The following is a 26,776-nucleotide window of genomic DNA, read 5'->3' on the forward strand; positions in this document are numbered from 1 at the left end:
CCCCTATCTTTCATTCATCAACGAACGCGATGGGGTGTTTCTTGCTCTTTTCCTTTTTCCGCTTGTGGGAACTTAATTCCTTCTACACGAACAATAATTTGGTCGACATTTAACCCAGTCATTGTTTCTACTGCTGTCTTAACTTTTTCCTGTACTTCCCGACCTACAGTAGGAATGTTGTAACCATATTGTACAACGATCGCTAAATCGATGACTGTTTGTTGCTCTCCAAAATCAACACGAATTCCTTTACGGAAGTTTTTTCTACCAAGTAACTGATTAAGGTCATCTACAACTCCACCACTAAGGCTAATCACCCCGTCTACTTGGGTAGCAGATAAACCCGAAATGATCTGAATCACCTCAGGGGCAATTTCAACTCTGCCTAATTGACCCGTATCCAATTTATTCATCTCAATCATCACGGGAACTCTCCTCATCTAGATTTGTAGTTTCTAAAAACTGAATATGAAAATCACCAGAAACAAACTTAGGATGATTAATTAATTTGAGATGGAAGGGGATCGTAGTATGCACCCCGTCGATCGCAAACTCTTTTAAAGCACGATTCATACGATCAAGCGCTTCTTGACGATCTTTACCCCAAACAATCAGTTTCGCAACCATAGAATCATAAAAAGGACTAATTTTGTAGCCTTGATAACAAGCACTATCTACACGAACTCCTATACCACCTGGTGGGAGATAAAATTGGATCGTTCCTGGAGATGGCATAAAGTTTTTTTCTGGGCGTTCTGCATTGATCCGACACTCGATAGACCAACCGTCAAATTGAACTTGTTCCTGTGTCACAGAGAGCGGAATCCCTGCCGCTACTCGAATTTGTTCTTTGACTAAGTCGATCCCAGTAATGAGTTCAGTGACAGGATGTTCAACCTGAATCCGAGTGTTCATTTCCATGAAATAAAAATTATGGTCTTTATCTAATAAAAATTCTACTGTCCCTGCACCCGAATATTGAACGGACTGAGCTGCGGCAATCGCTGCCTGTCCCATCCGCTCCCTAAGTTCAAGATTTAATGCTGGAGATGGTGCCTCTTCAATTAACTTTTGGTAGCGCCGCTGAATGGAGCAATCACGCTCGCCTAAATGAATCACGTTTCCATAGTTATCTGCAAGGACTTGGATTTCAATGTGTCTTGGTTGTACCAAAAACTTCTCCAAGTATACACCTGGATTACCAAAATTAGCTTCAGCTTCTTTTTGAGCTAGGGTAACAGCACGCTTTAATTCCTCTTCAGAGTGAACAATACGCATGCCTTTCCCACCACCACCAGCAGTTGCCTTCACAATGACAGGATAACCGATCTCATTGGCAATTTTTGCAGCTTCGTCTAAATCCTCAATCACACCTTCTGTCCCAGGAACTACAGGAACCCCCGCGGCCTTCATCGTTTCCCTCGCCGTCGTTTTATCCCCCATTTGGACAATGGCATTAGGTTTCGGACCGATAAACGTAATACCACAAGCAGCACAAAGCTCAGCAAAATCAGCATTCTCTGCCAAAAAGCCATATCCTGGGTGAATGGCATCAGCCTCCACCAAAGTTGCCGTACTCATTAAGTTAGTCATATTGAGATAACTATCTCTTGAAGAAGCGGGACCTATACAATAAGCTTCATCTGCTAATGTCACATGTAAAGCTTCTCGATCTGCTTCTGAATACACAGCTACTGTACTAATCCCTAACTCCTGACAAGCACGAATAATTCTGACTGCGATCTCTCCACGGTTTGCAACTAATACTTTTTTAAACATCTGGTTTCCCTCCAGCATCTCAGTTGGCTTTGACTAAGAACAATGGTTGCCCATATTCAACCAACTGACCGTTTTCCACCAGAATCTTCACAATAGTACCTTTTGTTTCAGCTTCCAATTCATTCATTAATTTCATCGCTTCAACAATACATACGATTGAGGTTTCCTCAATTTTATCCCCTTCTTTCACATATGGGTCAGAGTCTGGGGAAGGAGCACGATAAAATGTTCCTACCATCGGGGAAACAATCTTATGTAATTGATCATCTTCTATAGTAGCTTCTGTGGCTTTGGGAGCTTCTGTAACTATCGGTTCCTGTACAGGAGCTACAGCACTTGTAACTACAGGTGCAACTGATACAGATGGAGCTTGTTGCACCACAGGAGTTACTTCAACACTGCTCACTGCAGCAGAACGATCCCCTGCTTTTTTAATAATAACTTTCGCACCTTCATTATCAATCTCAAACTCTTCAATTTGTGATTCATCAATTAAACGGATGAGTTCACGTATTTCATGCATTTTAAACGCCATTATTCACTCACTCCTTATTGAACCATTCTATATAAAATGAACAGTAACGGTTTTATCATAATGTTTTTTTAGTGGTTTGACCACCCCTTCTCCTGTGAGTCTACAGGACTTTTTCCATTTTTTCCAGTTCGAACGATAAAAAAACTTATGTATGACTTGTTCAACAACGATTTACTCTAAAGGCCCTATTTATATCGCATTTTGATGATATAAAAAATGAATAAACTCCAAAGTCGGAGTTTCTCAGCCTATTTATTGGTATTTGGAGTATGATCTCCAATGAAAATGATTTTATTTTTCTTCCTTTAATAGTCGAATTGTTTATATACTAATTTCAAAATAGTAAGGTTCTTGAACGGATGAAAATCTAATGATCGGACCACTCCAAGCACCGACTCCCATCGGGTACTCTTTATATTGTTGGTTCGTAAAATGACCGATTACCTTTTTCCAAAAACGTTGTGCTGGAAGATTATTAGGAGTTTGAACCACTTCCCACTCTCCTGGAAAGCGTTCTAACAAAATTTGCGTTGCATAGGTTCCTACTCCAGTGTTCCGATATTTTTTCACTACAAAAAACTCAGCCATACTAAAGTCAGCATCTGTATAACAATAGTCATTGACAAGGGCAAAGCCAGCTAAAACACCATCCACTTTAATGAAAAATGGGAATCTTCCTTCTTCAGTCCAGTAATGATCTAAATATTTATATCCATAACAACCATGTTGATTTAGATCATAACTTTCAAAATCAGAACAGTCATATTGATAAAACTCTAATAGTTGTTGCAAAACTGGCTTGGACTCATAATTCACCTTTTCCAGTTCAATCTGATTCCATTTCAATTGCCTTCGCCTACCTTTACAGATACTCGTTAAGGGAAATATGTACTATCATAACACTCAAGCCCCTTTTCCGTCTGCAATTTAACCCTATAAATCACAGACTGATCGAAAAAGTTCAATTTAAATAAAGAGAGAGTTCACATACTTGTGCGAACTCTCTCTTTACATTGTGTTAATTATACCATTTCATTTCACGCAAAACATACATCCAACCATTAAAGCTGAGTGATTACTTTTCACCTTATGGACGGAAAGTAACTGTTACATTGGCTGGAGAAACTTGTAGATGTTGTTTAGCCAACGAGATTAATTTAACCGCTTGATTATTGGATAATTTTTCGCTTTGGACAACGACATCTACATGGGATTCAGTGGTGACCACAACAGCATCATTGTAACCTTCCTTACGGATCAACTCCTCTAGTACCGATTCAGCTTTATCAACCTTCATCAACTGGTTAATCTTTTTGTTCGCTTCGTCGGACTCTTGTTTGGTCGCCTCAGGATTGGTCATCACTTTCATATACTCTTCTGTCAACTTCCCACGCAATGTATCTCTTTGAATCTGATAAGCGACAAAATAGTCGTGATTCGCTTTGCTACTTGTGGTGGGTTCTGTTTTGGGATCTGCGGATTGTCCCACCGTTTTGATATTCACATCCATACTACCTGTTTTGTCATCCGTAGTCTGCTTCACCACTTGATCCGCAGGTTGAACTGGTCCTGTGACAATATAGTATGCTGATAAAACAATCATGAGTGTTAACATCGTGACTAACCACACTGTTTGTTTATTCATGGTCATAAAATAACCTCCTTCTAACCTTTAGGTTGTACCGAGATTCGATGCATGGGAACATCTAAGATCCGTTGAACTGCTTCAATGACAATCGACTTTACTTGTAGATTTTCAACACCTCTTGCTACAACAAGAACCCCTCTCACTTTAGGCTTCAACCGTTTCACCACCACAGGATGTTGACCTTCTTTCCCATTGTAAAAAGCAGCTTGTTTATCATGCGTGTTTTGTGTGATGGAACGATTTCCTCCTGCTTTATCCACCTCAGTTGTCACTTGCTCAGAATCCCGTTCATTCACTTGAACCACTTCTTCTTCAGTCGAGTCGAGATTGACAACAACTGAAACATCTTCCACACCGACAATTTTACTTAAGACTTCTGATAATTGTTTCTCATACTCCTCCTCATAAGACTGCATCGATGAAACAACTTTTGCCTCCACCGATTTCGAGGGGTTTTCTGGGATAATACTATTGCTTTCGAGAGGCTTCGGGTCTCCCTGTCCCATAAAAGAGGAAAAAATTAACACCATCACCCCAGCCCCACCCAAAACCAACAACCAAGGAAGCTTGTTTTTTGCTTTTCCTTTCTCTGATTCATCATTATTTTGGGTAAACAAATTTTTAAACATCCCTGTCTACCTCCATCCTCTACCAAGCTGGATCTACTCTTACGACAACCTGATCAGGTTCTAGATGCCATGTTCGTGTAAGAAAATCCACTAATAATTGAGCCGTTTGAGAGGTTTCGTCTTGGGAAGATCCCTGATTTGTCATGATTTGCCCTCCAATCCGAACCGACTCTATAGGTTGAATGGCTGATTGGACTTCTTGAGAGGTAGCAGGAATCGATTCTTTCTCCTTCACTTTAGCAACCACCTCGATTCTCTTAACTTTTTGGACTTGTTCTGGACTTATCTCCGTGATCACATTCGTTTTCATCACCTCCACCGTAAACTGTTGTTGAAGAGCATCTGAGATCATCTTCTCCATGCTACTTTCAGTCTGTTTCTGAATGAGCTGGCTTTGCTGTTGTTTCAGCTTTTCACTCTTTTCTTCGATTTGAGAGAGTGGTAACATCGAATCGGCTGATGAACCACCTTGTTTTTCAAAAGCTAACTTCGTGATATCTAACTCTTCAGTAAATAAGCTTAAAATCGGTGAGAGAATCGCCATGGTAATAAGTAAACCCATGACTAATTTGACATAGCGATCCATGGAATGGTTAGGTAATAATAAATCGATAAAGGTGGCAATCAAAACTAGTAAAACAATCTGCTTTAGCCATTCACTAAGCCACTCCATCATGCTTGTTCACCTACCTCATCATCACCGAAATATTCCCCGACGCAATAATAATGGTAATAGCTAGAAAAAACATCAATCCTACAGTAGCTAGGGCTGCAAAAATATAAATCATTGTTCGTCCAATGATGCTTAGACTTTCAATAATCGGGCTATTCCCTAATGGTTGCATCACAGCTGCCGAGAAATTATAGATAAAGGCTAGAGAAAGGATCTTAAGTGCTGGAAATGCACAAACGAGAAGTAAAATGATCACACCAGCCAGTCCAATTGTATTTTTCACCAATAAAGATGCTCCCACAACGGTATCTGCCGCTTCAGAAATCGATCGACCTACAACAGGGACAAAGTTACCTGTGATATATTTTGCGGTTCGAACCGTTACCCCATCTGTGACAGAAGTAGCGGCTCCTTGGACTGAGATCACTCCGAGGAAAATGGTAAGAAGTCCACCTAAGATGGCAATACTCAATTTCCTCATCAAACCAGCAAGTTGATTTACTTTATATTTTTCAGACATACAACTGACAATGCTAAGAATCGTAGCAAAAAAGAGTAAAGGAAAAACAATTGTATAGATTAATGTGCCAATGATGTTGATCATGAACACAATTAAAGGATGAAAGAGTGAAACAGAAGTAATATTTCCCAATGTCGCTAGTAATGTCAACATTAGCGGCATTAAGGCCATCATAAAGTCAATCATGCCCCCAATTGCCGATTTTGCTGCATCAATCGCAACTTTAAAGCTATTCACAGCTAAGACAATGATGACCATAAAGACAATCGCATAGGCTACTTTACTTACTTGATTATGCTCAAATGCAGACTGTAGCGTTTGCAAAATCATACTAAAGACTGTAAGGACCATGATCATCCCTAACAGTTTGCCATTGTACAAAACCTCATGAAAGAAGTAGCGTGCAAATGCCTTCAGTACTTCCTCGACACTCAGTTCGTCCCCATTCGATAACAGAAAGTCAAATAAACTACTTGGGGTTTGTCCGTCAAAATAACTACCATAATTAGTTTGTAACTGTTGCCAAAATGACTCCACTTCCTCCGTCTGTAACTGGTTTAACTGGGTTCGAATCAATTCATTACTCACAGAGGAAGTACCTTCATCCTCTCCTTCTGCCCAAGCCCATTGAGATAGAATAAGACTAAGAAAGACAATGAGTAGAATGATTCCTCTTTTTTGCAACATTCTTTTCATCCTCACACGCGCAAAATTTTCATCACACTTTCAATCACCACTGAAATAATGGGAATCGCCATCACCATGATTAAAACCTTTCCAGCTAACTCGATTTTAGAAGCGATTGAACCTTGTCCTGCATCCCGTGTGACTTGCGCTCCAAACTCTGCAATATAAGCAATTCCAATAATTTTTAGAATCGTAGATAAGAAGAGCTCATTTACTTTCGCTTGTTGGGCTAGATTTGAAATCACTCCAATGACTTCTGCTAGTTTTTGTGCCAAAGTGATAAAAATGATCACTCCTACAAAAGTAGCAAGTAAAAAGGCGAATACAGGTTTTTGCTCTTTGATGACAAGTACTAAAAAAGTGGTAACTAGTCCGATCCCCACCACCTGGATAATTTCCAAGCGGATCGCCTCCCATCATGAACGAAAGAGAAACACATTTTTAATCGTTTGAAACAAATCTTGGATTAGCATCGCCACCATAAACAGCACCACTCCAAATCCAAACAAGGTGACCCAATGGGCAAAATCTTCTTTCCCCATTTGCTTCAATACCGTGTGTATCATCGCCACAATGATTCCGATACCTGCAATTTGAAAAACTTGATCTAAATGGTACGGCATAAGTACCCCCCATCCGCTCATGAAGTAACAGACTAAATAAGTAAAATAGCTAACAAGATCCCGGTTAATAACCCCATTGATTTGTACATTTTTTCATAACGAGCTTGTTCATCCCGTGCCAGATCTTCCTCAACCTCCAAATTGGTTTTAGTAAGGTGAAGATGATGGAGTTGATTTTCGCGATCCGACATTCCTAATGTTTGACACAAGCTAAGTAGAATCGATTTCTCCGCTTTTCCCATTGCTGTTATCTTCCAACATTGCTCAATCACTTCTTGAAAACACTCATATGTAGAAGATCCATCCATTTGGGATAACCGATGTCCCCACTCCTTAAAAAGGTGAGAAATGATTCCTTGTTCTCTCTGTGCAATAGAAGTACAAGCTTCACTCAAGTGACGCGTTCCATATCCAATCTCTGTTTCAAGTAAGGTTAAGGAGGAGCGAAGTTGTCGAATTTGACGTGGTCGATCCGCTAAGCGTTTAGACATTTGAAATCCGATTGCTGAGCAAGCCACAACTACTAAAATGGAACCAATGATTTTTGCAATCATGATGGAATCTCCAACGTTCTTTTCAAAGGTCTTAAGTTTTGGTCAGCGATTAGTTCGACTGTTCCAGGTCCTTGACGTCTACTTAAAACAATCATCCGTCTGAAAACCCCTTCTCGAATTAGTCCCGAGAGAATGGGTCGATGACAAATCTCCTCAATCGATTTTCCATGAACAGTTGTAAATAAATGAACCCCTGCATAAATCGCCTCATGAACTGCATCACTATCTTCTTTTCTTCCGATTTCATCAACAACCAGAACTTCAGGTGACATCGAACGGATCATCATCATCATTCCTTCTGCTTTTGGACAAGCATCTAAAACATCAGTTCGTGGACCGATATCATGTTGAGGAACTCCATGAACACAGCCAGCAATCTCAGAGCGTTCATCCACAATACCTACTTTTCGTGATGCAAATTGTTCATGACCTGTACTGGCGATCCTTGCCAAATCCCTAATCAATGTGGTCTTTCCACACTGAGGAGGTGAAATGATCAGAACATTTTCCACCTGATTATCATGAAACAGATAGGGAATAATGGGTTCTCCCACTCCAATTACTTGACGTGCCATTCGAACATTAAAGCCTGTCACATCTCGTAGATGCTTTACCTTCCCTTGATCCATAACTACCTTTCCTACCAATCCAATGCGATGCCCACCCTCCACGGTGACATAGCCACGACGCAACTCTTCTTCCATCGTATATAAGGAATGATTACTGATGAGATTCAGCATTTTTCGGCAATCCTCTCGAGATGGGAGTACACTTTCTTTAGGCTGTAGAGTAAGTTGGCAATTCTGGCTAACAAACCAGGACTGCTCCGAAGTGATCACTTCTAAGGGGCGGTCTTGTCTCACTCGAATTTCCTCCAGACAGCCTAAAATAGTCCGAGGAAGAGATTGAATCAGTTCTCGAATTGAAGGAGGAAGGACTTGATAAATTGGTTTGACTGACATGGAGCACCTCCTGACATGTCTTTTTATTCCCATCTTATGTAGGCTTGTTTCTAATATGACAAGCATGATAAAAACTCATAAAAAAACGCCTACAAGTTGATCGGCTTGTAGGCGTTTTTTACTTTTAACTGCGAATGAGAACACCTGGATCTTTTTCAGGAATGAATTGAATCTCCAAATCCTCATCATGGGCAGCATCCTCCATGATCAGGGTAGTATGACACTCTGGACATAATAGCTCAATCGATTCATCCTCTAAATCAGCAGTATCGATCCATACATCCTCACCACATTCTGGACATGTAAGCTCAACCATTTCGTTCTCATCATCGTCGTTGTCCAAATCTCCATAAGTAAGTAATTCTAAGTCGTTAAGATCTTCATCAATCACATCTACATAATCTTCCAATTCGATCTGACGTAAATCCATATGCTGAGTTGTTTCAACCAAATCTTCAACAACTTTGACCAGTCGTTCGATTACTTTCTGCTCAGGAGAGTTTTGTGAGAAATTACTTCCCTCCATTAACCCTTCAATATAAGATAAGTCCCTTTTGAGTCGTTCAAACATTTCTTCACCCTCACTTTCTTATGGTGTTAGGGTTAGTTTTTACCTGAGGGTTAAAGAACCATACGCAACTAATTATTGGGATTTGATAAGAAAAAGGAACTTAGGACATTCTAATGAAAGCAGACAACATTTGAGGTGAATTGGATGACTACAGCGAATTTAAATAAAAAACAAAAGACAACCCCCAACGCGGCCGTGCTCATCGTACTAAGCTCAATCCCTCTCATCATGGTACTTGGAAACTCTATGTTGATTCCAGTATTGCCAACGATTGGAAAGGAGCTAGGGATTACCACGTTTCAAGTCAGTTTATTAATCACTTTATTTTCGATCCCTGCAGCCATTGTCATCCCCATCGCTGGAATTTTGGCTGATCGCTTAGGACGAAAACGGGTGATTGTTGTAAGTCTCATTATTTATGGGATTGGTGGTTTACTTGGGGGGATTGCTTCGATTTGGCAAGGAGGTTCTTATCTCTTTTTACTCATCGCAAGAATCATCCAAGGAATCGGGGCAGCTGGTACGGCTCCCATCGCCATGGTTCTCGCTGGTGACCTATTTAAAAAAGGGGAGCGAAGTAAAGCCTTAGGAATTATTGAATCCTCCAATGCAATGGGAAAAGTACTTAGCCCTATTTTCGGGTCATTGCTCGCCGCCATTACTTGGTATGCTATGTTTTTCGTCTTCCCTATTTTTACAATTCCTGTTGCCATTGCTTTGTGGAAATTGATTGATGAACCCGCTTTAGAACAAAAACCTTTACCCCTTGTTCAGTATAAAGAACGCATTTTTAAAACATTTAAACGACAAGGACGCTGGATTTCTATTACTTTTTTGGCAGGTCTACTTATCTTCTTTACAACATTTGGAGTACTGTTTTATTTATCAGACTTACTAGAAAAACGGTATGGATTGGATGGATTAATCAAAGGATTTGTCATCGCCATCCCCGTTCTTTTTCTAGCTGTAACTGCGTACTGGACAGGTTCCTATATTAAAAATCATGCTCGTATGATGAAACGCTTGATTATGATTGGATTAATTACGATTACTGCTTCTGTCGCTGCTATGCCTTGGTTTTCGGGTGCTGTGATGACGATTATTTTATCCTCCCTAATCGGGACTGGAACAGGATTAATCGTCCCTTGTCTAAACACATTAATTACTTCCGCTGTAGGCATTCAAGAACGTGGAGTGATTACCTCATTGTATGGAAGTGTTCGTTTTTTTGGAGTCGCCCTAGGTCCACCTGTCTTCGGAGCATTAACCAACCGACCGATCGTACTCTTCTTAAGTGTTGCCGCTGCCATGGGAATTGTAACCGTTTTAGCTGGATTAATGATTCATCGTCCTCAACACCTTCGTGGAAAAGATGGACATTCCCGTGTATTACTTCGGAAACGTCGCTTCCATCCTGCTACTTAAATCGTCGTTCTGAAATCTTTCTGATTCAAAATGAAATAAAAAATCTATACACTCGCCTCATCTTTTGCATATAATACAGAATAACCCATTTTTAGGAAGTGAGGCGAGTTATATGAAGATAGATTCTTTTATTACTTGGGAGCCTGACTTAACTGATTTATCAAAAGAACGAAAGAGTAAACCGAGAGAAATCGGATGTACAATGGTCATGGATAAAGGATTAGGTCTAACAGCTTTTGAAGATTTATGTCAATTATCTGGAGAGTACATTGACTTTCTTAAGTTAGGTTTCGGAACCGCCGCCATCACTCCTCAACCTATTTTGCAAAAAAAACTTAATCATGCACAAAAACACTACATACATCTATATCCAGGTGGAACCTTTTTTGAAATTGCTTGGATGCAAAAATATTTTTCGAAATATATCAATCATTTATGTAAATTGGGCTTCTCTTGGGTAGAAATATCAGATGGAACCATCTCGATCTCTGATTCGGATCGATCTTCCTGTATTCAATATGCTCGCTCGGAAGGTCTTCAAGTACTAACTGAAGTGGGCAAAAAAAAGAGTGGTTCAGTTCTTTCAGTGTCAGAAGTCCTAAAAATATATGAACAAGATTTACAAGCTGGGGCTTCCTTTGTCATCATGGAAGGACGTGAAACAGGGAAAAATATAGGCATGTTTGATCGTGAGGGAAAAATTAATACCACTTATCTTTCAGAACTACAAAAAGTTTTAACTCCTTCTTTAGTGATCTGGGAAGCTCCTCAAAAAGACCAACAAGTTGAATTATTTGAACGCTTTGGTGTTCAGACCAATCTAGGTAATATCGCTCCCCATGATGTTTTATCAGTAGAATCGTTACGTCGAGGATTACGGTCCGACACGTTAAGTTGGTGGACATAAAAACATTTCATAGCATGTCTACTAAATCACCACTCCATTTCATACAGTATTAGAAAAACTAGTATGGACTGGAGAGAGGATTATTGAATCCAGATATATTACTGGTCATCCTAATTGTGATTGGAATAGTTGGGCGCTCTCCCTTAATTGCTACAGCTGCCAGTCTTCTACTCATCTTAAAGTTAATTCACTTGGAGCGTTTTTTTCCTGCCGTAGAACGACGAGGATTAGAGTTTGGTTTATTATTTCTGACCATTGCGGTACTTGTCCCTTTTGCCTCTGGACGGATTACATATAAAGATGTGATGGATGTCTTTACTTCCGTACCAGGTTTGTTGGCATTAACCGGAGGAGCTTTAGCCACCTATATGAATGGTAAAGGGCTTGATTTGCTAAAGATTGATCCACAGCTCATTGTAGGTTTAGTGATCGGCTCGATCTTTGGTATTATCTTCATGCGTGGAATACCTGTCGGACCCTTAATGGCAGCGGGAATAACCGCATTTTTAATGAAAATATTTCATCTTTGGCAATCCTAATGAGGGCAAGGAAACTTTCTTTGCCCATTTTTTAATCCCATTGATCTTCTTGAATTAGCAGCTTAAATATATACAAAAATAACCAAAAACACTTAATATTATTAATAAATACCCAACTTTATTAAATTAGTTCTTTAAACCTATTCAATATATATATATAATATAAACTATCAGGCTTATAGATCTATATTGGATATTCAGATATCCGGCCTGAATATCATTTCAAGGGGGATTCAAATGAAGAAACTGATGACATTGGGGTTGTCTGCCATTCTCTCTGTCGGACTGATTGCTCCAACAGCAGCAGTTCAAGCAGTTGAACAAACAGCTCCTACCACGTATACGATCAACTTTAAAGGAAATAAACTTCCTGCTGATGTACAAAAACTAATTCAAAGTGCTGGCGGTTCTATTATAAATGCAGATGAAGACCTTGCGTTTGTACAAGCTGTCTCCTCCAACCCACAATTTTTAAACAACATTTCTAATGAAAAATCTGTGGATAATGCTGGACGCACCGTCAAGATCACTCATGATGCTGTTGAAAAAGTTGAATTGAATGTTTCTTCTGACCATCCAATCTATGATCAATACCAATGGGATATCAAACAAGTCACGGAAAATGGAGAAAGCTATAAAATCTCCAAAGGCACCAAAGATGTCGTTGTTGCAGTCATCGACACCGGAATTGACTTAGAGCATCCAGACTTAAAAGCAAATATCGTTGATGCAAAATCCTTCGTTCCTGGTGAAGCCACTCCTCAAGACTTTGACGGACATGGAAGCCATGTGGCTGGTAGCATTGCGGCTAACGGACAATCTCTAGGGATTGGACCCGAACTTGGAATCGCTGGATTAAAAGTCTTTGCCAAAGATGGTGGAGCATCTACAGCTTCCATCGCACAAGCATTGAAATATGCTGCTGACAAAGACTATGATGTTGTAAATATGAGCTTAGGAAGCTATCAATATAAAAAAGACCCTGAAACTACACCTAAAGATATTCAAGCAGATATCAACCTATTTAAGAAAGCTATTTCTTATGCAGATCAAAAAGGAGTTACGGTAGTTGGTTCAGCTGGTAATGCGGGCGTTGATATCCATAACCCAGCTAAACTTACCCAACAACTCTATGGTGAAGATCTGAATGGAGCTACTCACCGCGACCCAGCAGGTAACTTGATCCGTGTATCCGCTGGTAACTTAGGCAAGCAACTCACTTTCTACTCCAACTATGGTGTAGGTAAAATTAATGTAATGGCTCCAGGTGGAGATTTAGGTCCTAATTACGACCCTGAAACAGGTCTAGGTCGTGACAATAGTTATCTCTGTTTAAGCACTGTTCCTCAAGTAGATGCCAAAGGTAATGTGACTGGTCATGGCTATGCTTTCTACGCAGGAACCTCCATGGCAGCTCCTAAAGTTGCAGGTGTTGCAGGTGTGATTATTGCTAAACATGGTAAAAACAACCTAAAACCAGCACAAGTGAAAGCAATCATCGAACAATCAGCTGAAGATATCTATAAAAAAGGTAAAGACGCTGAAAGTGGATCTGGTTTAGCAAATGCTTACCGTGCTTTAAATCACAAATAATCAAAACCCCTTGGAAAGTTTCCAAGGGGTTTTGACTTTGAATGATCATTGATCCGATAAGCATACTTCATACTACGATCACTATTAGCTTTACTCTTTTTCTTTCATCCTTCGGGTCATTTGTTGCCAAACCGTTCCGCTAGCTTCCTCGCCCCGCTCGATTCGTTCCAAAGCCATTTGTACTTGCATCTTCACTTCAAATTCAGGATCATCTATTGCTTCTTTTAAAGCAGGAATCGCTTGATCATCTCCTACTTCATACAAAAATCTAGCAGCCCGCCAACGAACTAATTTATTCTGATCCTGAAGCACTTTACACATCGCTGGGATTGCTTCTGGGAATCCCAGATCAGAAATCGTGTCCCCTGCTGTTCGTCTAACAACCGCAGAATGATCCTGTAATGCTTCATATAAGTAAGGAAGTGCCTCTTTACTCTCTAGATACCCCAGATAAACGACTGCTTGACGACGAATCGCTGTTTTAGAGTCTTGGAGTGCAATCTCCAACACTTCGATGGTTTCAAGGGTTGGCTCAAATTGTTCAAAAATCGCAAAACGATGTTTCCAATCTGAGTGCTTCAAAGCCTCTACCACATCTTTCGCCTCAACCACCTGTTTTGTCGACCCCTGAGTTGCGTGTAACATTTGATGAACTAACTGTTGTAAGCGTTCTTCATGGTAAGCAGCTGAAATCTCTTCTTCTACTTGGGTAGCTACTTCCTGAACCTCTCCATATCGAGGGCTTTGTTTTTCCCACTTCCGCTCAAAAACCAGATTCGAAGTAACGACTTGCGCCGCCATGACAGCTTCTTTAAAACGATCAGGTAAGCCAAAGCGAAACTCTTCCCCATTCTTCACTAACTTAATCTGCATTGGAATCTCTTTAAGTTTTTGAATCCAAACCTCTACTTCTCCAAATCCTTCTTGATTAGACTTATCATCAATAGATTGCACTGCTGAATTCGATGTGGTGGATGTTGCTTCTCCTAACGTCTCCCTCACTTCATGCAGAATCTTCTGCCAATCTGCTTTTGGGTGTCGTTCTATGGAAATAAAATCAAGTACTTGAAATAGACTAGTCACACCTTCAATCTTCAACAACTTCTTTAAATATAAAGGAGCTTCCATGCTCTTCTCTTGATTCAAGTTATAATTAATCCCTGTAGGCAATGATTCATCTAGATTACACTTCATTACATTTGGAGAAGGGGTAGGCTCAATCGATACAATTTTCATTTTTTCGCTCCCTCCAATGAACTAAAAAACCCCTGAAAGCGTTAGTGCTTCAGAGGTTATAGCATTATCATTAAGCACGCGACACATAATCACCACTACGGGTATCAATGATAAGTTTGTCTCCTAGATTGATAAACAATGGAACTTGAACCGTGAATCCAGTAGCTAATTTAGCGGACTTGCTTCCACCAGTAGCTGTATCTCCTTTGATTCCTGGTTCTGTTTCAACTACTTCCAATTCTACTGTATTTGGCAATTGAACTCCAATGGTTTCACCTTTAAAGGTCACGATCTGCACATTCATATTCTCTTGTAGGAAATTCAGCTCGTATTTCAACTGCTCTTCAGTTAATGTGATTTGATCATATGTTTCATTATCCATGAAGGTATAGTCTCCGCCTGATTCGTACAAGTATTGCATTTGGCGAGTTTCAACCAATGCTTTGGGGACTTTTTCTCCTGCACGGAAAGTTTTTTCTTGGATATTACCATTTCTTAAATTACGTAATTTGGAGCGAACAAATGCCGCGCCTTTTCCTGGTTTTACATGTTGGAACTCAACCACTTGCCATACATCGCCATCCAACTCGATGGTTAGCCCTGTCCGGAAATCGTTTACACTAATCATTCAGGTTCCTCCGTATTAGTCAATGATAATAAGATCTTTGGTACAATGAGTCAATACTTCACACCCATCTTCAGTTACAACTACATCATCTTCAATTCGAACTCCACCTAGTTCTGATAGATAAATACCAGGCTCTACGGTAACAACCATACCCGGTTTTAGTTCTTCTTCACCTTTAACTGATAGGCGTGGAAGCTCATGCACTTCTAAACCTAAACCGTGCCCTGTGCTATGTCCAAAATACTCACCATACCCATGTTCAGTAATATAATCCCGGGCGGCAGCATCCGCTTCAATTCCGGTTATACCTGGGCGAATCACTGCAATGGATCTTTTCCCTGCTTCTAAGACAATGTCATAAATCTCTTTCTGTTTTTCACTCGGTTGACCTAGTATAATGGTCCGTGTGATATCTGACGCATATCCTTGATACCATGCGCCAAAGTCCATTGTAACCAAATCGCCTTTTTCCAAAACCTTCTCACTAGCAGTACCGTGAGGTAAAGCACCTCGTTTACCAGAAGCTACAATGATATCAAAAGAAGAAGAGGATGCCCCAAGGTCTCTCATGATAAATTCTAAACGTAAAGCAACATCTAATTCGCGCATACCTGGTTTAATTTCTTGAATAATCCGTTCAAATGTTTGATCAGCAATTTGACAGGCTTTACGAATCAAGGAAAGTTCTTCTTCATCCTTAAACATACGTAGATTTTCTATCACACCACTCACTGGAGCTGTTGCGATCTTCCCTAAAGCTTCTTGTAGTTCGTGATGTTGTGCAAAAGTGAGATGGTCTTGTTCAAAAGAAAGGGTTTGAATTCCCAATTGTTGAGCGGATTGAGCTACCGTCTCCAAAATAGGTCCTTCATGTTTCACTAGTGTCATATGCGGAACTTGCTCTTGAACCTGTGTGACATAGCGAAAATCCGTAATTAAAAGTGCTTCATTTTGAGTGATTAATGCCAATCCCGCCGAACCTGTAAATCCTGTGATATAACGACGATTGATCGGATGGCTAATTAAAATAGCTTCCATATTCGATTTGTTCATTTCTCCGCGAAGAGCTTCGATCCGCTTTTGCACTATCTTCACCCCTTAATTTAATTGGTTTTTTCCTCTGTAAAACCCCTAATTGCTGTCAGTGCAAGTTGGTAACTTTTCCACCCAAAGCCCACGATTTGCCCCTGACAAACGGGAGCAGTGACCGAGGTGTGACGAAATGTTTCACGAGCATGAACATTAGACAAATGAACTTCAATCACTGGAACCTCAACAGAGGCAATTGCATCGCGAAGCGCATAACTATAATGGGTATAAGCTCCGGGATTTAAGATTATGTAGTCAAAACGTCCTTCTGCCTCATGAATTATATGAATGAGTTCGCCTTCGATATTACTTTGTGTACAAGTGACGTTCATATTCCATTTTGCCCCTAATTGAACTAAACGATCATTCATTTCTTCTAATGTCATATGTCCATATATATGTGGTTCCCTTTTGCCCATTCGATTCAGGTTAGGGCCATGCAAAATGAGTACATTCATCACTGTCACTTCCCTATTCTTTCCGTATTGTACCATAATACATAGAAATAAAACGCCTACACAACATATTATTTTCCCATGAGTTTCTGCATTTGTCTATGTCCCGATTTGTATCCTTACTGCTTCACCCTCATTATGGTAAAATAAATGTAACACCCCCAATTTTCAAGCTATATTTCTGAAAAATAAACATCAACATCAATCTTTGAAGGTGGTGCAGGTCCAAAGTGTCTGATAAACCCATCCCATATGGGGGGCAAGCAGTCGTCGAAGGAGTCATGTTTGGCGGCCGCTACACCCAAGTGACAGCAATTCGTCGTAAGGACGGGCGAATTGAAACATATGAAGTAACTAAAAAAACAATTCCTTCATTACGATTTTTCAAAAAAATACCAGTCATTCGCGGGCTTGTCGCCTTGATTGAATCAAGTGCTTCAGGTGCAAAACACTTGCAATATGCTTCAGATCGTTATGAATTGGATGAAGATGATGAGTCTGGAACGAACGATGTGTCCACTCCTAATCAAGTAGAGAGTACATCAAGTGGCTCAAACCTTTCTTTAATCATAGGAGTTGCCGTGGTGGGTGTTATATCTCTAATAATTGGAAAGCTAATCTTTACTACACTACCTGCTTTTTTAGCAAGCGTTCTTTTTCCTTGGATTAAAAATAATATTGTACAGAACTTAATAGAAGGTGGAATTAAAACAGTACTATTGCTCGCATACCTTTGGGGAATTTCGCAAACGCCTATGATCAAGCGAGTTTTTCAATATCATGGGGCTGAGCACAAAGTGATTAGTACTTATGAATCTGGGGAAGAATTAACAATAAAGAATGTACAAAAACAATCGACTCTTCATTATCGATGTGGAAGTAGTTTTATCATTATCTCGATCCTAGTAGGTGTATTCATCTACTCCTTCTTCCCTTATGAAGATGTTTGGGATCGAATCTTCACTCGGATTATGTTACTTCCACTCGTCATTGGTCTTTCCTATGAAGTACTTCAAGCTACGAATGCTATGCGTGATATTCCTATTCTTAGGTACATGGGTTATCCCGGACTTTGGTTACAAAAGCTTACAACAAAGGAACCCATGGATGACCAAGTGGAAGTAGCGATCGCTGCATTTAACCGGATGCGTGAATTAGATGCACAAACAGCAACACTCACATCCTCACCTTCATCTGTCTTAGCTCATTAGCACCACCATCATACTGAAAGGGGGATCGATTCGTGAAAGGTACAACCGCTTTTAATCTGTGGTCTTACCTGATCCTCTCTCTCGTTGCCTTGGGCTTAATTAGAACATTGATCGAGTCACCGCTGTACGTTTTAGTCCCACTACTAATCATCGGAGTCATCTTTCTTCTATATAAATATCCTCCTCGTTGGTTGTTAAAAATAACTTCTACACCTTACCAACCAAGAAGAGAGCAAGGGAAATTAAATAAAAAACGAAAACGAAGAACTTTTCGTGTGATTGACGGAAATAAAAAGCCATTCTGATGTGATCCACGAAAAGTAGCCAGAAAGCCCTTGTCTACAAATGAAGTAGACAAGGGCTTTTAAGTTAGGCTGTTCCATCCAGAGAATCTGACCTTTTATTGATCCGAACTCTCGTTTCATCACTATGATCAGCTAAATACCGATCATAGTTCCAAGTTTTAAAGAAGCTTTCTGCTGCTGTCACACCTGATTGATATAACTGTTCCCTTTGTTTATCTTCGATTGAAAAATCAGTCAGTTTCACATCTAGTGTAGGTACCAGTATCGTTCTCACTTGGTCTTGTTTCTTGATATATCGATTATCATGAGCATCTAGCATCGTAAAAAATATAGATTTGAACATACTAAAGGGTCCATCAATCTGATGAACTTGATAATCTCCCTTAGAAACTAACCGAAAGCCAAATGTAGGGCAGTGGGGACTTGTTTCATCAAACAGCCAAATAGGGAAATTACTTAATACTCCCCCATCCACAATATAACATGGGGTACGAGTTGGATAGTGCATAATTTTCACTGGATCAAAGAAGAAAGGAATACTACAACTCATACGTACCACCCGTGCAATCGAAAGCTGCTCTGGATCATATCCATACTCTTCTAAATCACGAGGCAAAACTAGCAACTGACCTCTAGAGATATCTGAAGCGATAACGAGTAATTCCCTTCCATCCTTTAGATCAGCAAATGTATGAATTCCTTTGGCTAATAGCAATTTTTCTAGCCATTGTTCTAAGACATGTCCTGAGTATAAACCTTTCTTAATCCACAACCTCGCCGAAGGTCCTAGATAAGGAATTTTATGCAACCACGTAGGAGAAAGGAAATCAAGAAAATTTTGTTTAATCATGATTTGTTGAAGTTCCTTTGCTGTATATCCAGCAGCCAATAAACTCGCAATAATTGAACCAGCTGAAGCCCCGGCTAAATTTTTCCATTGATAACCTTTATCTTCAGCAACAGTCAATGCCCCAACCAATCCAATTCCTTTTACTCCACCACCTTCAAACACCGCATCAGCCCACACCGGCTTCTCCTCCTTTTGTGGCAAACATCCCTTATAAAAATGTATGTGCCACATCGAAAAAAAACCACGGAGAAACCCCCATGGTTTGTGTTTAAGAACCGATATCTTCTGCTGTGGTATCTTCTTCTTTCAATAAGTGTAAATGTTTGACAATCTCGGGATGTTGCTCCAGATATTGAACTAAGTTTTCAATACAGGTGATGGAATCCCAACTCAAATGATGTTCGATTCCTTCCACATCCTGATAAATCAACTCTTCACTAACCCCAATGACACGCAAAAATTGTTCCAATAAATAGTGTCTGTCTACTAGACGTTTACCTATTTTTTTCCCTTTGGTCGTTAGAACTAAACCACGATATTTTTCATATATAAGGTATTTATTGTGATCTAACTTCTGTACCATTTTTGTTACAGAGGAAGGGTGTACTTCCAAAGCTTCTGCAATATCAGAAACTCTTGCATACCCTTTTTGTTCAATCAACTTATAAATATTTTCTAAATAATCTTCCATACTTGGTGTTGGCATGGAGGCCCTCCCTAAATTGGATTCCAATGTCTACAAGTATGTAGAATTTGAGTCTTGTCTATCTTACCATATCCTAAAGACGAACACCTAAGCGCCGACCTAATGTCGTTATTTTGTGCGTAATTCAGCATTAAGTAATCGAATCGTGCTGACTAAGTTTTCTCCTAAACTTTGCAAACGAAGCTGTAACTTTTCGTCTTTCAATGTACCATCTGGATGAAACGCCATATATGAACTAGGTACAGAAACCATAGAGGGAATTGGCCAAGCGTGTAAATTTCGACAAATGATATTCATCGTATTTAAAGTATTCGTAGCTCCCATCGCTCCGCCAGCAGTTCCTACAAGTGCAACTACCTTTCCTTCAAATTCACGTGCACTAATAAAATCAAGGGCATTTTTTAACACTCCTGAGATACTCCCATGGTATTCAGGTGAACCCAAGATAAATCCATCTGCTTTCAACATTAATTCTTTAAAACGATGAACAGTAGCAGGGTAAGTTGAGTCATCAGAACGACCATCATAAATGGGGAGAGGCTCTTTTCTCAAATCAAATATCTCCACTTCTGCTCCAGCTTGTTGGGCAGATTGAGCAATCACTCCAACTGCTTGATGCGTGGTAGACTTTTCATTTAAACTCCCAGCAACAGCCACAATATTCAACTTATTCACTCCTTATGGAACACGGGGCATGATAACCTCCGCTGTCTTTACGGTCAATATGTGAACCTTATCATGTTTAAAAACAAGTTCTATGTACAAAATATCTATCAACATCAACTATTTTGCACGTAAAAGTATACAAGATTTAACCCATTATTGCTACATATTAGTGAGATTTATCCCCTACACAAATCATCCTTATCATCTAAAGCCTCGATGTTCAGGCCCCCTTTCTAAGAGGGAGCCTCTTCTAAGGCTCTGGATGTCAAACGGATATAATCCACCAAAACAGTACCTTTTATCAATAAAAATGAGACGGAAGTATAGACTGCGTTTCTAGGCGGAGGAGGGACAATCGTTAAATAGGAAAACCAAGCATCTTTCTTTGATTTGGGAGGGTTCATCCATAAGGGCGTAGAACGAATGATTTTCTTATTGCGATCCTGATAAATAACTGTTGCAAAAAGGGTTGTAGCACCAGACTCAGATAAGTTAAAAAGACGAAAATTTAAATTATATACACATTTATTCTCAAACGGTCCTGAGACTGTTTGTTTCAAGACTGGGTAGCCAGACCCTTTTTTCTTATTCATAAAAATAACATGGTCATCTGCATCCAATGGATTACGAACCCAACGAAGATTGTCTCCTGTCCAAGGAGCTATTCCTTTTTTAAAATCACTGTTTTTCAATATATTTCGATTTGAACAAGTCATTTCTTCTACCTCCATCCCCCTTTGTACTCCACATCATATGTAGTGCTCCTAATTTTGGTATAGACACTCTCTAAATCAAAAACTTCTTTTACTTCCTGGTGAAATAATAGGAACTTTATAACGCAAACTTTAGTGATATTCACTTCCATCTGCACAACCAATGGATAAATTTTTCTAATCAAATAAAAAGCATTGGGTAATCTTTGTAAAAATATAGACAAAATTAGCGGAATGTATTAAAAATAGATATAAACAAACACTTTACTCTTATATAATTAAAGAAAATATAGATGTTATGAGTTCTGTCCAAACGAATCAATGAATCCCCATTTGGAAGTCAGCAAAAAGATCTCAATGTTTCTTTTTCAACATCAATCTTCTTATCAAGAAGGAATTAGTTGGTACAAAATGAAACATATATAGACAAGTCAAAATAATGGGAGCCATTCACACTCGGCTTAAACTATTGTAAACAATGAAATCCAACCACTGAATAGGGCAGACTATTTCTAATGATCCATTTTCAATAATTCTGATTATATTGTAAACAGGAGGAATTTGTATGCCCCGTCTAACTGCTCACCAAATTCATAGTAAAGAATTTAAAAAGGTATTGCGTGGCTATGACATCAATCAAGTCAATGATTTTCTGGATCAAATTATTAAAGATTACATAGAGTTTGAGAGTAATCCATCTTCACAACAGAAAGATGACAAACTTCAACATGTTGAGCATTTACTCGAACAGCTCATGTATGATATTCAACAACTCCGGGAAGAAAATCGTTTACTGCGTGAGCAACTTGAACGTCCTTCCCCTCATGATCCCTATCGAAATCAATCATTCTACAGATAAAGCTTGCATAGACGAACAAATTTTTAGAAACTAAAAACAGGCTTTTCCTTTTAGGAATTGCCTGTTTTTAAGTTTCCTTCAGCCATATTGTTTACCAAATTTACTTTCAATCTCTTCAAGTGCATTTTCCAATGCAGTTCGAACCTTACCTGTGCGCTCGTGTCTCAATCGCGCACGTAGAGCCAAAGATACCCATTCTACATCCTTTTCATGTACAAATTCGCTAAGTAAATTGGCTGTAGCTCTACGAGTTTTATATTCGGGACTATGTAACATCCCCAATAATGGCTGAAAATAATTCTGTTGATCTAATAAATACAAACAAGCATAATAGCGTACACGTACTGTATCACTCTGTTCCTTGAGCAATAATTTTTCTAACACGGGAACAATTCGCATATCTCCCATACGTCCAATCGCTAGTGCAACTTCCCCGCGCAATAGTTCATCTTGGTGAAGCAATAAGGGTAATAAGTTAGGAATTGATCGATAAGAGCGAAAAAAACCTAGATTTTCTACTGCTTCAACTTGAACCAGTGGATCAGGGTCTTGTAAAGCTTGGATCATTACCTGTTCAATCTCTTCATCTTTAAAAAAGTATAATGAACTGACTGCATGGAAACGAATCACTTGATTCCCGTGTTTGCTCAATCGAATTAGCTTTGCTTTAATTGTTGGATTAGGGGCAAATGACGGAAGTGCTTCAATCACTTCAATCATAGTTTCTTCATTTCCCGAATTCAACATTTCTAATAGTGTGTGTAAAGCTTTACCAGTACCTTGCCTCTGTAACTCTTGAATCTGAATCCTAATCGTTTCCAGGTTGTTCATATTCCTCGGATGCTCTCTCCATTATTAAAATTTGGACTGCGAATGGATATCATTATTCTCAATTTTAGCATATATGAGTTTTCAATTTAATTAAAGATTAAGTGTAACATTTTTTTAGTTTTTTTCTCGAAGATAACAAATTTCACTTATCTTCTCTAAATAGGCTACTGGTTGCATAAAAATATCCAACACTTTTTCTCATAAAGCGCTATTTTTTAATAACACTGGGCAAAACTGAAGGGCATCACAAGCCACCAATTTCAATTCAATCCCGTCGATCACCCCCTGAATGGCCTCCTCAGCTGACTTTCCATGCATGTGTCCATAAATGCACATCTTTACTCCAAATTCCTTCATCACATCCATAAATCCAGACTCAGTCGAATATTTTGTTATAGGTGGAAAGTGGATCATAACTATTTTTTCATATTCCGGATACTTTTTCATCGAACCTTCCAAAGCCATTCGAAGACGCCCTACCTGACGTTCGTAGATTTTTCGATCTGCCTCTTCCTTATAAGAATGGTCTCCAGGCAAATTCCAACCACGAGTACCTGCAATCACTAGATCTTCCACAAGGGTGAAGTCAGCATCGATCCATTCCATGCCTTGTGGCAATGCTTCTCTCACCTTTTTTTTACTTTGAACATAATAGCAATGGTTACCAGGGGATAGTATTTTTTTACCCGGTAATTGGTTAATCCAATCAAAATCATAGCGAGCTTCTTCTAATTTCATTGCCCAGCTTATGTCACCTGGGATCAAAACAGTATCGTCCGATCTAACTGTCTCCAACCAGTTATCACGAATTTGATCGTAATGGCGGTCCCAGCCGAATATATCCATAGGTTTATTGATATCCTTTTCTGGATTTATATGATACAAATCCACAGGTTTATTAAAAGATAAATGTAAATCGCTCAAGGCATAAATAGCCAACATCATCCACGTCCTATCTTCAGATCTAACTCTAGATGAGCAATCTGGATCAAAATCCATATAATCATTTTGCTCGAAAAAAATAGACACTCATAAAAATGAATCATCGTTCCATCATGTCCAACCTTTTAAACTAGGTTTTACATATTTTATTTATAGGAGTAGTTGCAAGCTCACAACGTTCTTGGTATTTCTATATTTCAAAGACAGTCTTTCAATCTGAATGACATCAAGCATTTTATTCTGTAAAAAAAAGGAAGTGCAAGAACGATGAATCATTCTGTTTACTATATAGCTTTAGGTGACTCAATCACCTTTGGTACAGGGGCTCTTATGAGACAAGGTTATGCTATTTTAATTGCTAACCAACTAAGAAAAACTTACCCATATGTATATTTTACTAATATTTCTCGAAAAGGATTAACGAGTCAAGGGCTAACATCCATCATTCAAAACCCTCGATTACAAGCATTTCTTCAACAAGCTCAACTCATTACATTATTAATCGGAGGAAATGACCTTAACCATGCATATCTTAAATATTTAATTACAGGAAACAAGCTTGAGATTAATAAAGCACTCTCTATCTATTCTCTTCAATTTAACAATCTTTTGCAATGGTTAGGAACCTATACATCTGCAAAGATCTATTCTTTCACTCTCTATAATCCATTTCCGAATGAACCTCTTTCTAATCAAATCATCTCTACCCTTAATCTAATCATTATCAAGCACTCGAAACGGTGGAACGTTACTGTCGTTGATCTAAATAAACCTTTTATGAATCAACAGGCAAAATATATTGCAGGCTATCGTACAGGTCGCTTTAACGACTTTATCCCTTTTATACAGCAAAATCCGATCCACCCCAATACACTTGGACATCATAAAATAGCCCAGCTTTTTTGGGATCATTACTCATCGGACTTAAAGTAAATCATTTAAAAGAAATTTAAGCAATGTTGACATCTACTTATTACAATATAAACGATTCATATGTAGATATGATTAAAAAAGAACATTTTTTATTATGGTATAAAAGTAGATTGTTTATTGGGAAATTCAAGAATATAATATTGACAAGGTACTCCTTATTTAGTACAAGTTGAGTAAAGAGAACTCCTCTTTCATTTTTTCAAAATTTACATGTAGAAATGAATTCGTTTTACTTAAAAATGATCTTGTATATGGATGGGCGTCCGAGTTTTTTTATACAAGAAAGGTGATGAGAGTGGAAGAACGGCAGTTGGGCGGGAGATATCAAATTATTGAACGTGTTGGAAAAGGTGGAATGGCTGTTGTCTATAAAGCCATGGATTTATTTCTTGAACGTTATGTAGCAATCAAGATGATTCATGAGTCCCATTGCCATGACGAAGGATTTATCATGAGATTTATCCGTGAAGCAAAAGCAACTGCTAAACTATCCCATCCCAACGTTGTGAGTGTATATGATGTAGGACGTGAAGGTTCAACTTATTATATGGTCATGGAGTTAATTGATGGAGTTCCTCTATCAAACCAAATTAAAGAGCGTGGTTCTTTCTCTGATGAAGAAGCCATAAATATTACAATACAAATCTGTGACGGACTGGCTAATGCCCATCAAAATGGAATTATCCATCGAGATATAAAGCCACACAATATTATGGCTGCGTCTGATGGACGATATAAAGTTGCTGATTTTGGAATCTCAAGACTTATTAACTCTAAATCTACATTATCTAAAGATGAAACCGTCATGGGCTCTGTCCATTATTTGTCTCCTGAACAAGCTCGAGGACTTGAAGTAAATTTTTCATCAGATATCTATTCTGTCGGAGTCGTTCTCTATGAACTAGTTACAGGGCAAACTCCGTATGATGGAGCTGAATATATTTCCATCGCTATCCAACATATCAATGAGCCTATTCCTGACCCTAGAAATTTAAATCCGCAATTATCTAATGAACTTTATCATATTATCATGAAAGCCTTACAAAAAGAATCTAAAGATCGTTACCAATCCATTGAAGAGTTAAAAAATGCGTTGAGCGAAGCTTTGATCGAGATTAAGCAAACAAAAACTTTTACACCAACTGAAAAGGGAACATTCCATATCCCCTTATCTTTCGAAACAAAAGATGGATCTACGGAAAAAGGAAACATTCCTTTACGGCGTGATCGAATCGAAGATCAACATCCCTCGAAAAAGCCAATTGTTCTTTGGGGTGTGTCTGCCGTTGTTCTTCTCATTGTAGTTGGAGGTCTCATCATTTGGAATCCATTTTCTCCTTCACAAAACCAATCTGTTTCTACTGCTAATGCTTCTGGTCAGTCCCCCTCTCAAGCTCACTTTAAAATAATTGTAGGCACCTTTTCTTCCAAATCAAGCGCAAAAGATTTAAAAACGACCTTGGAGAATAACGGGATAGCAAAAGTAGAAGTTCATCAAACTCAAAAAGATGATCAAACCTTATATCAAGTAAGAGTAGGCAATTTTCCTAATGTGGAGGACGCTGAACTACAACGCAATGAAGTCAAGGAAATCGTGAAAAAATTTAATATTACTGATACTTATATCAAACAATTTATAAATGAAGACAAATAAAAAACCGGGTGGAGACCCGGTTTTTTACATTCAAATTCCTTCAAATTCCTTCA

32 protein-coding genes are annotated in these 26,776 nt (G+C 39.0%); 9 read left to right on the plus strand and 23 right to left on the minus strand.

Translation table 11 applies throughout. The features are described from left to right. Nucleotides 1-17: 17 nt before the first annotated feature. The 13 genes from EDD58_RS00080 to EDD58_RS00140 form a co-directional block, all read right to left on the minus strand. Nucleotides 18-413 (minus strand): Asp23/Gls24 family envelope stress response protein, encoded by a 396-nt coding sequence (locus EDD58_RS00080; protein ID WP_243648592.1) that lies wholly within the window; start codon nucleotides 411-413, stop codon nucleotides 18-20. A 1-nt stretch (nucleotide 414) separates the two neighbouring features. Next, a complete protein-coding gene (gene accC / locus EDD58_RS00085) occupies nucleotides 415-1,779 on the minus strand; it encodes an acetyl-CoA carboxylase biotin carboxylase subunit (protein WP_131922809.1) in 1,365 nt (454 codons plus the stop codon). A 19-nt stretch (nucleotides 1,780-1,798) separates the two neighbouring features. Beyond that, complete coding sequence (gene accB / locus EDD58_RS00090; protein ID WP_131922810.1) at nucleotides 1,799-2,314, minus strand: acetyl-CoA carboxylase biotin carboxyl carrier protein; 516 nt, start codon at nucleotides 2,312-2,314, stop codon at nucleotides 1,799-1,801. Nucleotides 2,315-2,635: 321 nt separating this feature from the next. Next, a complete protein-coding gene (locus EDD58_RS00095; protein ID WP_131922811.1) occupies nucleotides 2,636-3,160 on the minus strand; it encodes a GNAT family N-acetyltransferase in 525 nt (174 codons plus the stop codon). Nucleotides 3,161-3,401: 241 nt separating this feature from the next. Continuing rightward, nucleotides 3,402-3,965, minus strand: a complete 564-nt coding sequence (locus EDD58_RS00100) for a SpoIIIAH-like family protein (protein WP_131922812.1) — start codon at nucleotides 3,963-3,965, stop codon at nucleotides 3,402-3,404. Nucleotides 3,966-3,979: 14 nt separating this feature from the next. Beyond that, a complete protein-coding gene (gene spoIIIAG, locus EDD58_RS00105) occupies nucleotides 3,980-4,591 on the minus strand; it encodes a stage III sporulation protein AG (RefSeq protein WP_131922813.1) in 612 nt (203 codons plus the stop codon). 19 nt (nucleotides 4,592-4,610) lie between these two features. Continuing rightward, nucleotides 4,611-5,264 (minus strand): stage III sporulation protein AF, encoded by a 654-nt coding sequence (spoIIIAF, locus tag EDD58_RS00110; protein WP_165875711.1) that lies wholly within the window; start codon nucleotides 5,262-5,264, stop codon nucleotides 4,611-4,613. Nucleotides 5,265-5,277: 13 nt separating this feature from the next. Further along, complete coding sequence (spoIIIAE, locus tag EDD58_RS00115; protein ID WP_131922815.1) at nucleotides 5,278-6,471, minus strand: stage III sporulation protein AE; 1,194 nt, start codon at nucleotides 6,469-6,471, stop codon at nucleotides 5,278-5,280. A gap of 11 nt (nucleotides 6,472-6,482) precedes the next feature. Beyond that, nucleotides 6,483-6,872, minus strand: a complete 390-nt coding sequence (spoIIIAD, locus tag EDD58_RS00120) for a stage III sporulation protein AD (RefSeq protein ID WP_131922816.1) — start codon at nucleotides 6,870-6,872, stop codon at nucleotides 6,483-6,485. 15 nt (nucleotides 6,873-6,887) lie between these two features. Beyond that, nucleotides 6,888-7,094 carry a stage III sporulation protein AC gene (spoIIIAC, locus tag EDD58_RS00125; RefSeq protein WP_131922817.1) on the minus strand — a complete coding sequence of 69 codons (207 nt, stop codon included), beginning with the start codon at nucleotides 7,092-7,094 and terminating at the stop codon, nucleotides 6,888-6,890. Between the two features lie 32 nt (nucleotides 7,095-7,126). After that, a complete protein-coding gene (gene spoIIIAB, locus EDD58_RS00130; protein WP_131922818.1) occupies nucleotides 7,127-7,648 on the minus strand; it encodes a stage III sporulation protein SpoIIIAB in 522 nt (173 codons plus the stop codon). Further along, nucleotides 7,645-8,610: a stage III sporulation protein AA gene (spoIIIAA, locus tag EDD58_RS00135; RefSeq protein WP_131922819.1), complete on the minus strand. Its 966-nt coding sequence runs from the start codon at nucleotides 8,608-8,610 to the stop codon at nucleotides 7,645-7,647. The genes spoIIIAB and spoIIIAA overlap by 4 nt, the downstream gene beginning before the upstream one ends. A 124-nt stretch (nucleotides 8,611-8,734) precedes the next feature. Continuing rightward, nucleotides 8,735-9,181: a CD1247 N-terminal domain-containing protein gene (locus tag EDD58_RS00140; RefSeq protein WP_131922820.1), complete on the minus strand. Its 447-nt coding sequence runs from the start codon at nucleotides 9,179-9,181 to the stop codon at nucleotides 8,735-8,737. 144 nt (nucleotides 9,182-9,325) lie between these two features. On the opposite strand from EDD58_RS00140, the gene EDD58_RS00145 reads away from it, so the two are divergent. From EDD58_RS00145 to EDD58_RS00160, 4 genes are all read left to right on the plus strand, one after another. Further along, on the plus strand, nucleotides 9,326-10,606 hold the full coding sequence (locus EDD58_RS00145) for an MFS transporter (protein WP_131922821.1): 1,281 nt from the start codon (nucleotides 9,326-9,328) through the stop codon (nucleotides 10,604-10,606). Nucleotides 10,607-10,718: 112 nt separating this feature from the next. Next, nucleotides 10,719-11,513 carry a phosphosulfolactate synthase gene (gene comA / locus EDD58_RS00150; RefSeq protein WP_131922822.1) on the plus strand — a complete coding sequence of 265 codons (795 nt, stop codon included), beginning with the start codon at nucleotides 10,719-10,721 and terminating at the stop codon, nucleotides 11,511-11,513. An 83-nt stretch (nucleotides 11,514-11,596) separates the two neighbouring features. Continuing rightward, a complete protein-coding gene (locus EDD58_RS00155; protein ID WP_131922823.1) occupies nucleotides 11,597-12,052 on the plus strand; it encodes a DUF441 domain-containing protein in 456 nt (151 codons plus the stop codon). Nucleotides 12,053-12,289: 237 nt separating this feature from the next. Further along, the gene (locus EDD58_RS00160) at nucleotides 12,290-13,645 is read left to right on the plus strand and encodes a S8 family serine peptidase (protein WP_131922824.1); all 1,356 of its coding nucleotides are present in this window, start codon (nucleotides 12,290-12,292) and stop codon (nucleotides 13,643-13,645) included. A gap of 90 nt (nucleotides 13,646-13,735) precedes the next feature. Here the strand turns inward: EDD58_RS00160 and EDD58_RS00165 are convergent, their stop codons facing one another. The 4 genes from EDD58_RS00165 to aroQ all read right to left on the minus strand — a co-directional run bounded on the left by EDD58_RS00165 (nucleotide 13,736) and on the right by aroQ (nucleotide 17,059). Beyond that, the gene (locus EDD58_RS00165) at nucleotides 13,736-14,881 is read right to left on the minus strand and encodes a conserved virulence factor C family protein (protein WP_131922825.1); all 1,146 of its coding nucleotides are present in this window, start codon (nucleotides 14,879-14,881) and stop codon (nucleotides 13,736-13,738) included. A gap of 70 nt (nucleotides 14,882-14,951) precedes the next feature. Continuing rightward, entirely contained in the window at nucleotides 14,952-15,509 is a 558-nt protein-coding gene (efp, locus tag EDD58_RS00170; protein ID WP_131922826.1) for an elongation factor P, read from the minus strand. A gap of 15 nt (nucleotides 15,510-15,524) precedes the next feature. After that, entirely contained in the window at nucleotides 15,525-16,595 is a 1,071-nt protein-coding gene (locus tag EDD58_RS00175; RefSeq protein WP_131922827.1) for a M24 family metallopeptidase, read from the minus strand. 17 nt (nucleotides 16,596-16,612) lie between these two features. Beyond that, nucleotides 16,613-17,059: a type II 3-dehydroquinate dehydratase gene (aroQ, locus tag EDD58_RS00180; protein WP_131923403.1), complete on the minus strand. Its 447-nt coding sequence runs from the start codon at nucleotides 17,057-17,059 to the stop codon at nucleotides 16,613-16,615. Nucleotides 17,060-17,283: 224 nt separating this feature from the next. Between aroQ and EDD58_RS00185 the strand changes: the two genes are divergently transcribed. Next, nucleotides 17,284-18,264: a DUF1385 domain-containing protein gene (locus tag EDD58_RS00185; RefSeq protein ID WP_131922828.1), complete on the plus strand. Its 981-nt coding sequence runs from the start codon at nucleotides 17,284-17,286 to the stop codon at nucleotides 18,262-18,264. Between the two features lie 32 nt (nucleotides 18,265-18,296). Next, nucleotides 18,297-18,569 (plus strand): hypothetical protein, encoded by a 273-nt coding sequence (locus EDD58_RS00190; RefSeq protein ID WP_131922829.1) that lies wholly within the window; start codon nucleotides 18,297-18,299, stop codon nucleotides 18,567-18,569. 64 nt (nucleotides 18,570-18,633) lie between these two features. Here the strand turns inward: EDD58_RS00190 and EDD58_RS00195 are convergent, their stop codons facing one another. The 4 genes from EDD58_RS00195 to EDD58_RS00210 form a co-directional block, all read right to left on the minus strand. Further along, nucleotides 18,634-19,596, minus strand: a complete 963-nt coding sequence (locus EDD58_RS00195) for a patatin-like phospholipase family protein (RefSeq protein ID WP_131922830.1) — start codon at nucleotides 19,594-19,596, stop codon at nucleotides 18,634-18,636. Between the two features lie 91 nt (nucleotides 19,597-19,687). Next, nucleotides 19,688-20,125 (minus strand): transcriptional regulator MntR, encoded by a 438-nt coding sequence (gene mntR, locus EDD58_RS00200; protein ID WP_131922831.1) that lies wholly within the window; start codon nucleotides 20,123-20,125, stop codon nucleotides 19,688-19,690. A 108-nt stretch (nucleotides 20,126-20,233) separates the two neighbouring features. Next, nucleotides 20,234-20,782 (minus strand): NADPH-dependent FMN reductase, encoded by a 549-nt coding sequence (locus tag EDD58_RS00205; protein WP_341539260.1) that lies wholly within the window; start codon nucleotides 20,780-20,782, stop codon nucleotides 20,234-20,236. A 242-nt stretch (nucleotides 20,783-21,024) separates the two neighbouring features. Next, on the minus strand, nucleotides 21,025-21,522 hold the full coding sequence (locus EDD58_RS00210) for a hypothetical protein (protein ID WP_165875712.1): 498 nt from the start codon (nucleotides 21,520-21,522) through the stop codon (nucleotides 21,025-21,027). Between the two features lie 547 nt (nucleotides 21,523-22,069). On the opposite strand from EDD58_RS00210, the gene EDD58_RS15195 reads away from it, so the two are divergent. Then, complete coding sequence (locus EDD58_RS15195; RefSeq protein WP_131922834.1) at nucleotides 22,070-22,363, plus strand: DivIVA domain-containing protein; 294 nt, start codon at nucleotides 22,070-22,072, stop codon at nucleotides 22,361-22,363. A 78-nt stretch (nucleotides 22,364-22,441) separates the two neighbouring features. On the opposite strand, the gene EDD58_RS00220 is transcribed toward EDD58_RS15195, so the two are convergent. Together EDD58_RS00220 and EDD58_RS00225 are read right to left on the minus strand one after the other, a co-directional pair. Then, entirely contained in the window at nucleotides 22,442-23,194 is a 753-nt protein-coding gene (locus tag EDD58_RS00220; RefSeq protein ID WP_131922835.1) for a HEAT repeat domain-containing protein, read from the minus strand. A gap of 198 nt (nucleotides 23,195-23,392) precedes the next feature. Continuing rightward, on the minus strand, nucleotides 23,393-24,118 hold the full coding sequence (locus EDD58_RS00225; RefSeq protein ID WP_207903225.1) for a metallophosphoesterase: 726 nt from the start codon (nucleotides 24,116-24,118) through the stop codon (nucleotides 23,393-23,395). 285 nt (nucleotides 24,119-24,403) lie between these two features. Between EDD58_RS00225 and EDD58_RS00230 the strand changes: the two genes are divergently transcribed. Together EDD58_RS00230 and EDD58_RS00235 are read left to right on the plus strand one after the other, a co-directional pair. Beyond that, a complete protein-coding gene (locus EDD58_RS00230; protein ID WP_131922837.1) occupies nucleotides 24,404-25,069 on the plus strand; it encodes a GDSL-type esterase/lipase family protein in 666 nt (221 codons plus the stop codon). Nucleotides 25,070-25,358: 289 nt separating this feature from the next. Continuing rightward, nucleotides 25,359-26,723: a protein kinase domain-containing protein gene (locus EDD58_RS00235; RefSeq protein ID WP_131922838.1), complete on the plus strand. Its 1,365-nt coding sequence runs from the start codon at nucleotides 25,359-25,361 to the stop codon at nucleotides 26,721-26,723. Nucleotides 26,724-26,776: the final 53 nt, after the last annotated feature.

It is taken from the genome of Hazenella coriacea (assembly GCF_004341825.1).
In the GTDB taxonomy this organism is placed as follows: Bacteria; Bacillota; Bacilli; order Thermoactinomycetales; family Thermoactinomycetaceae; genus Hazenella; species Hazenella coriacea.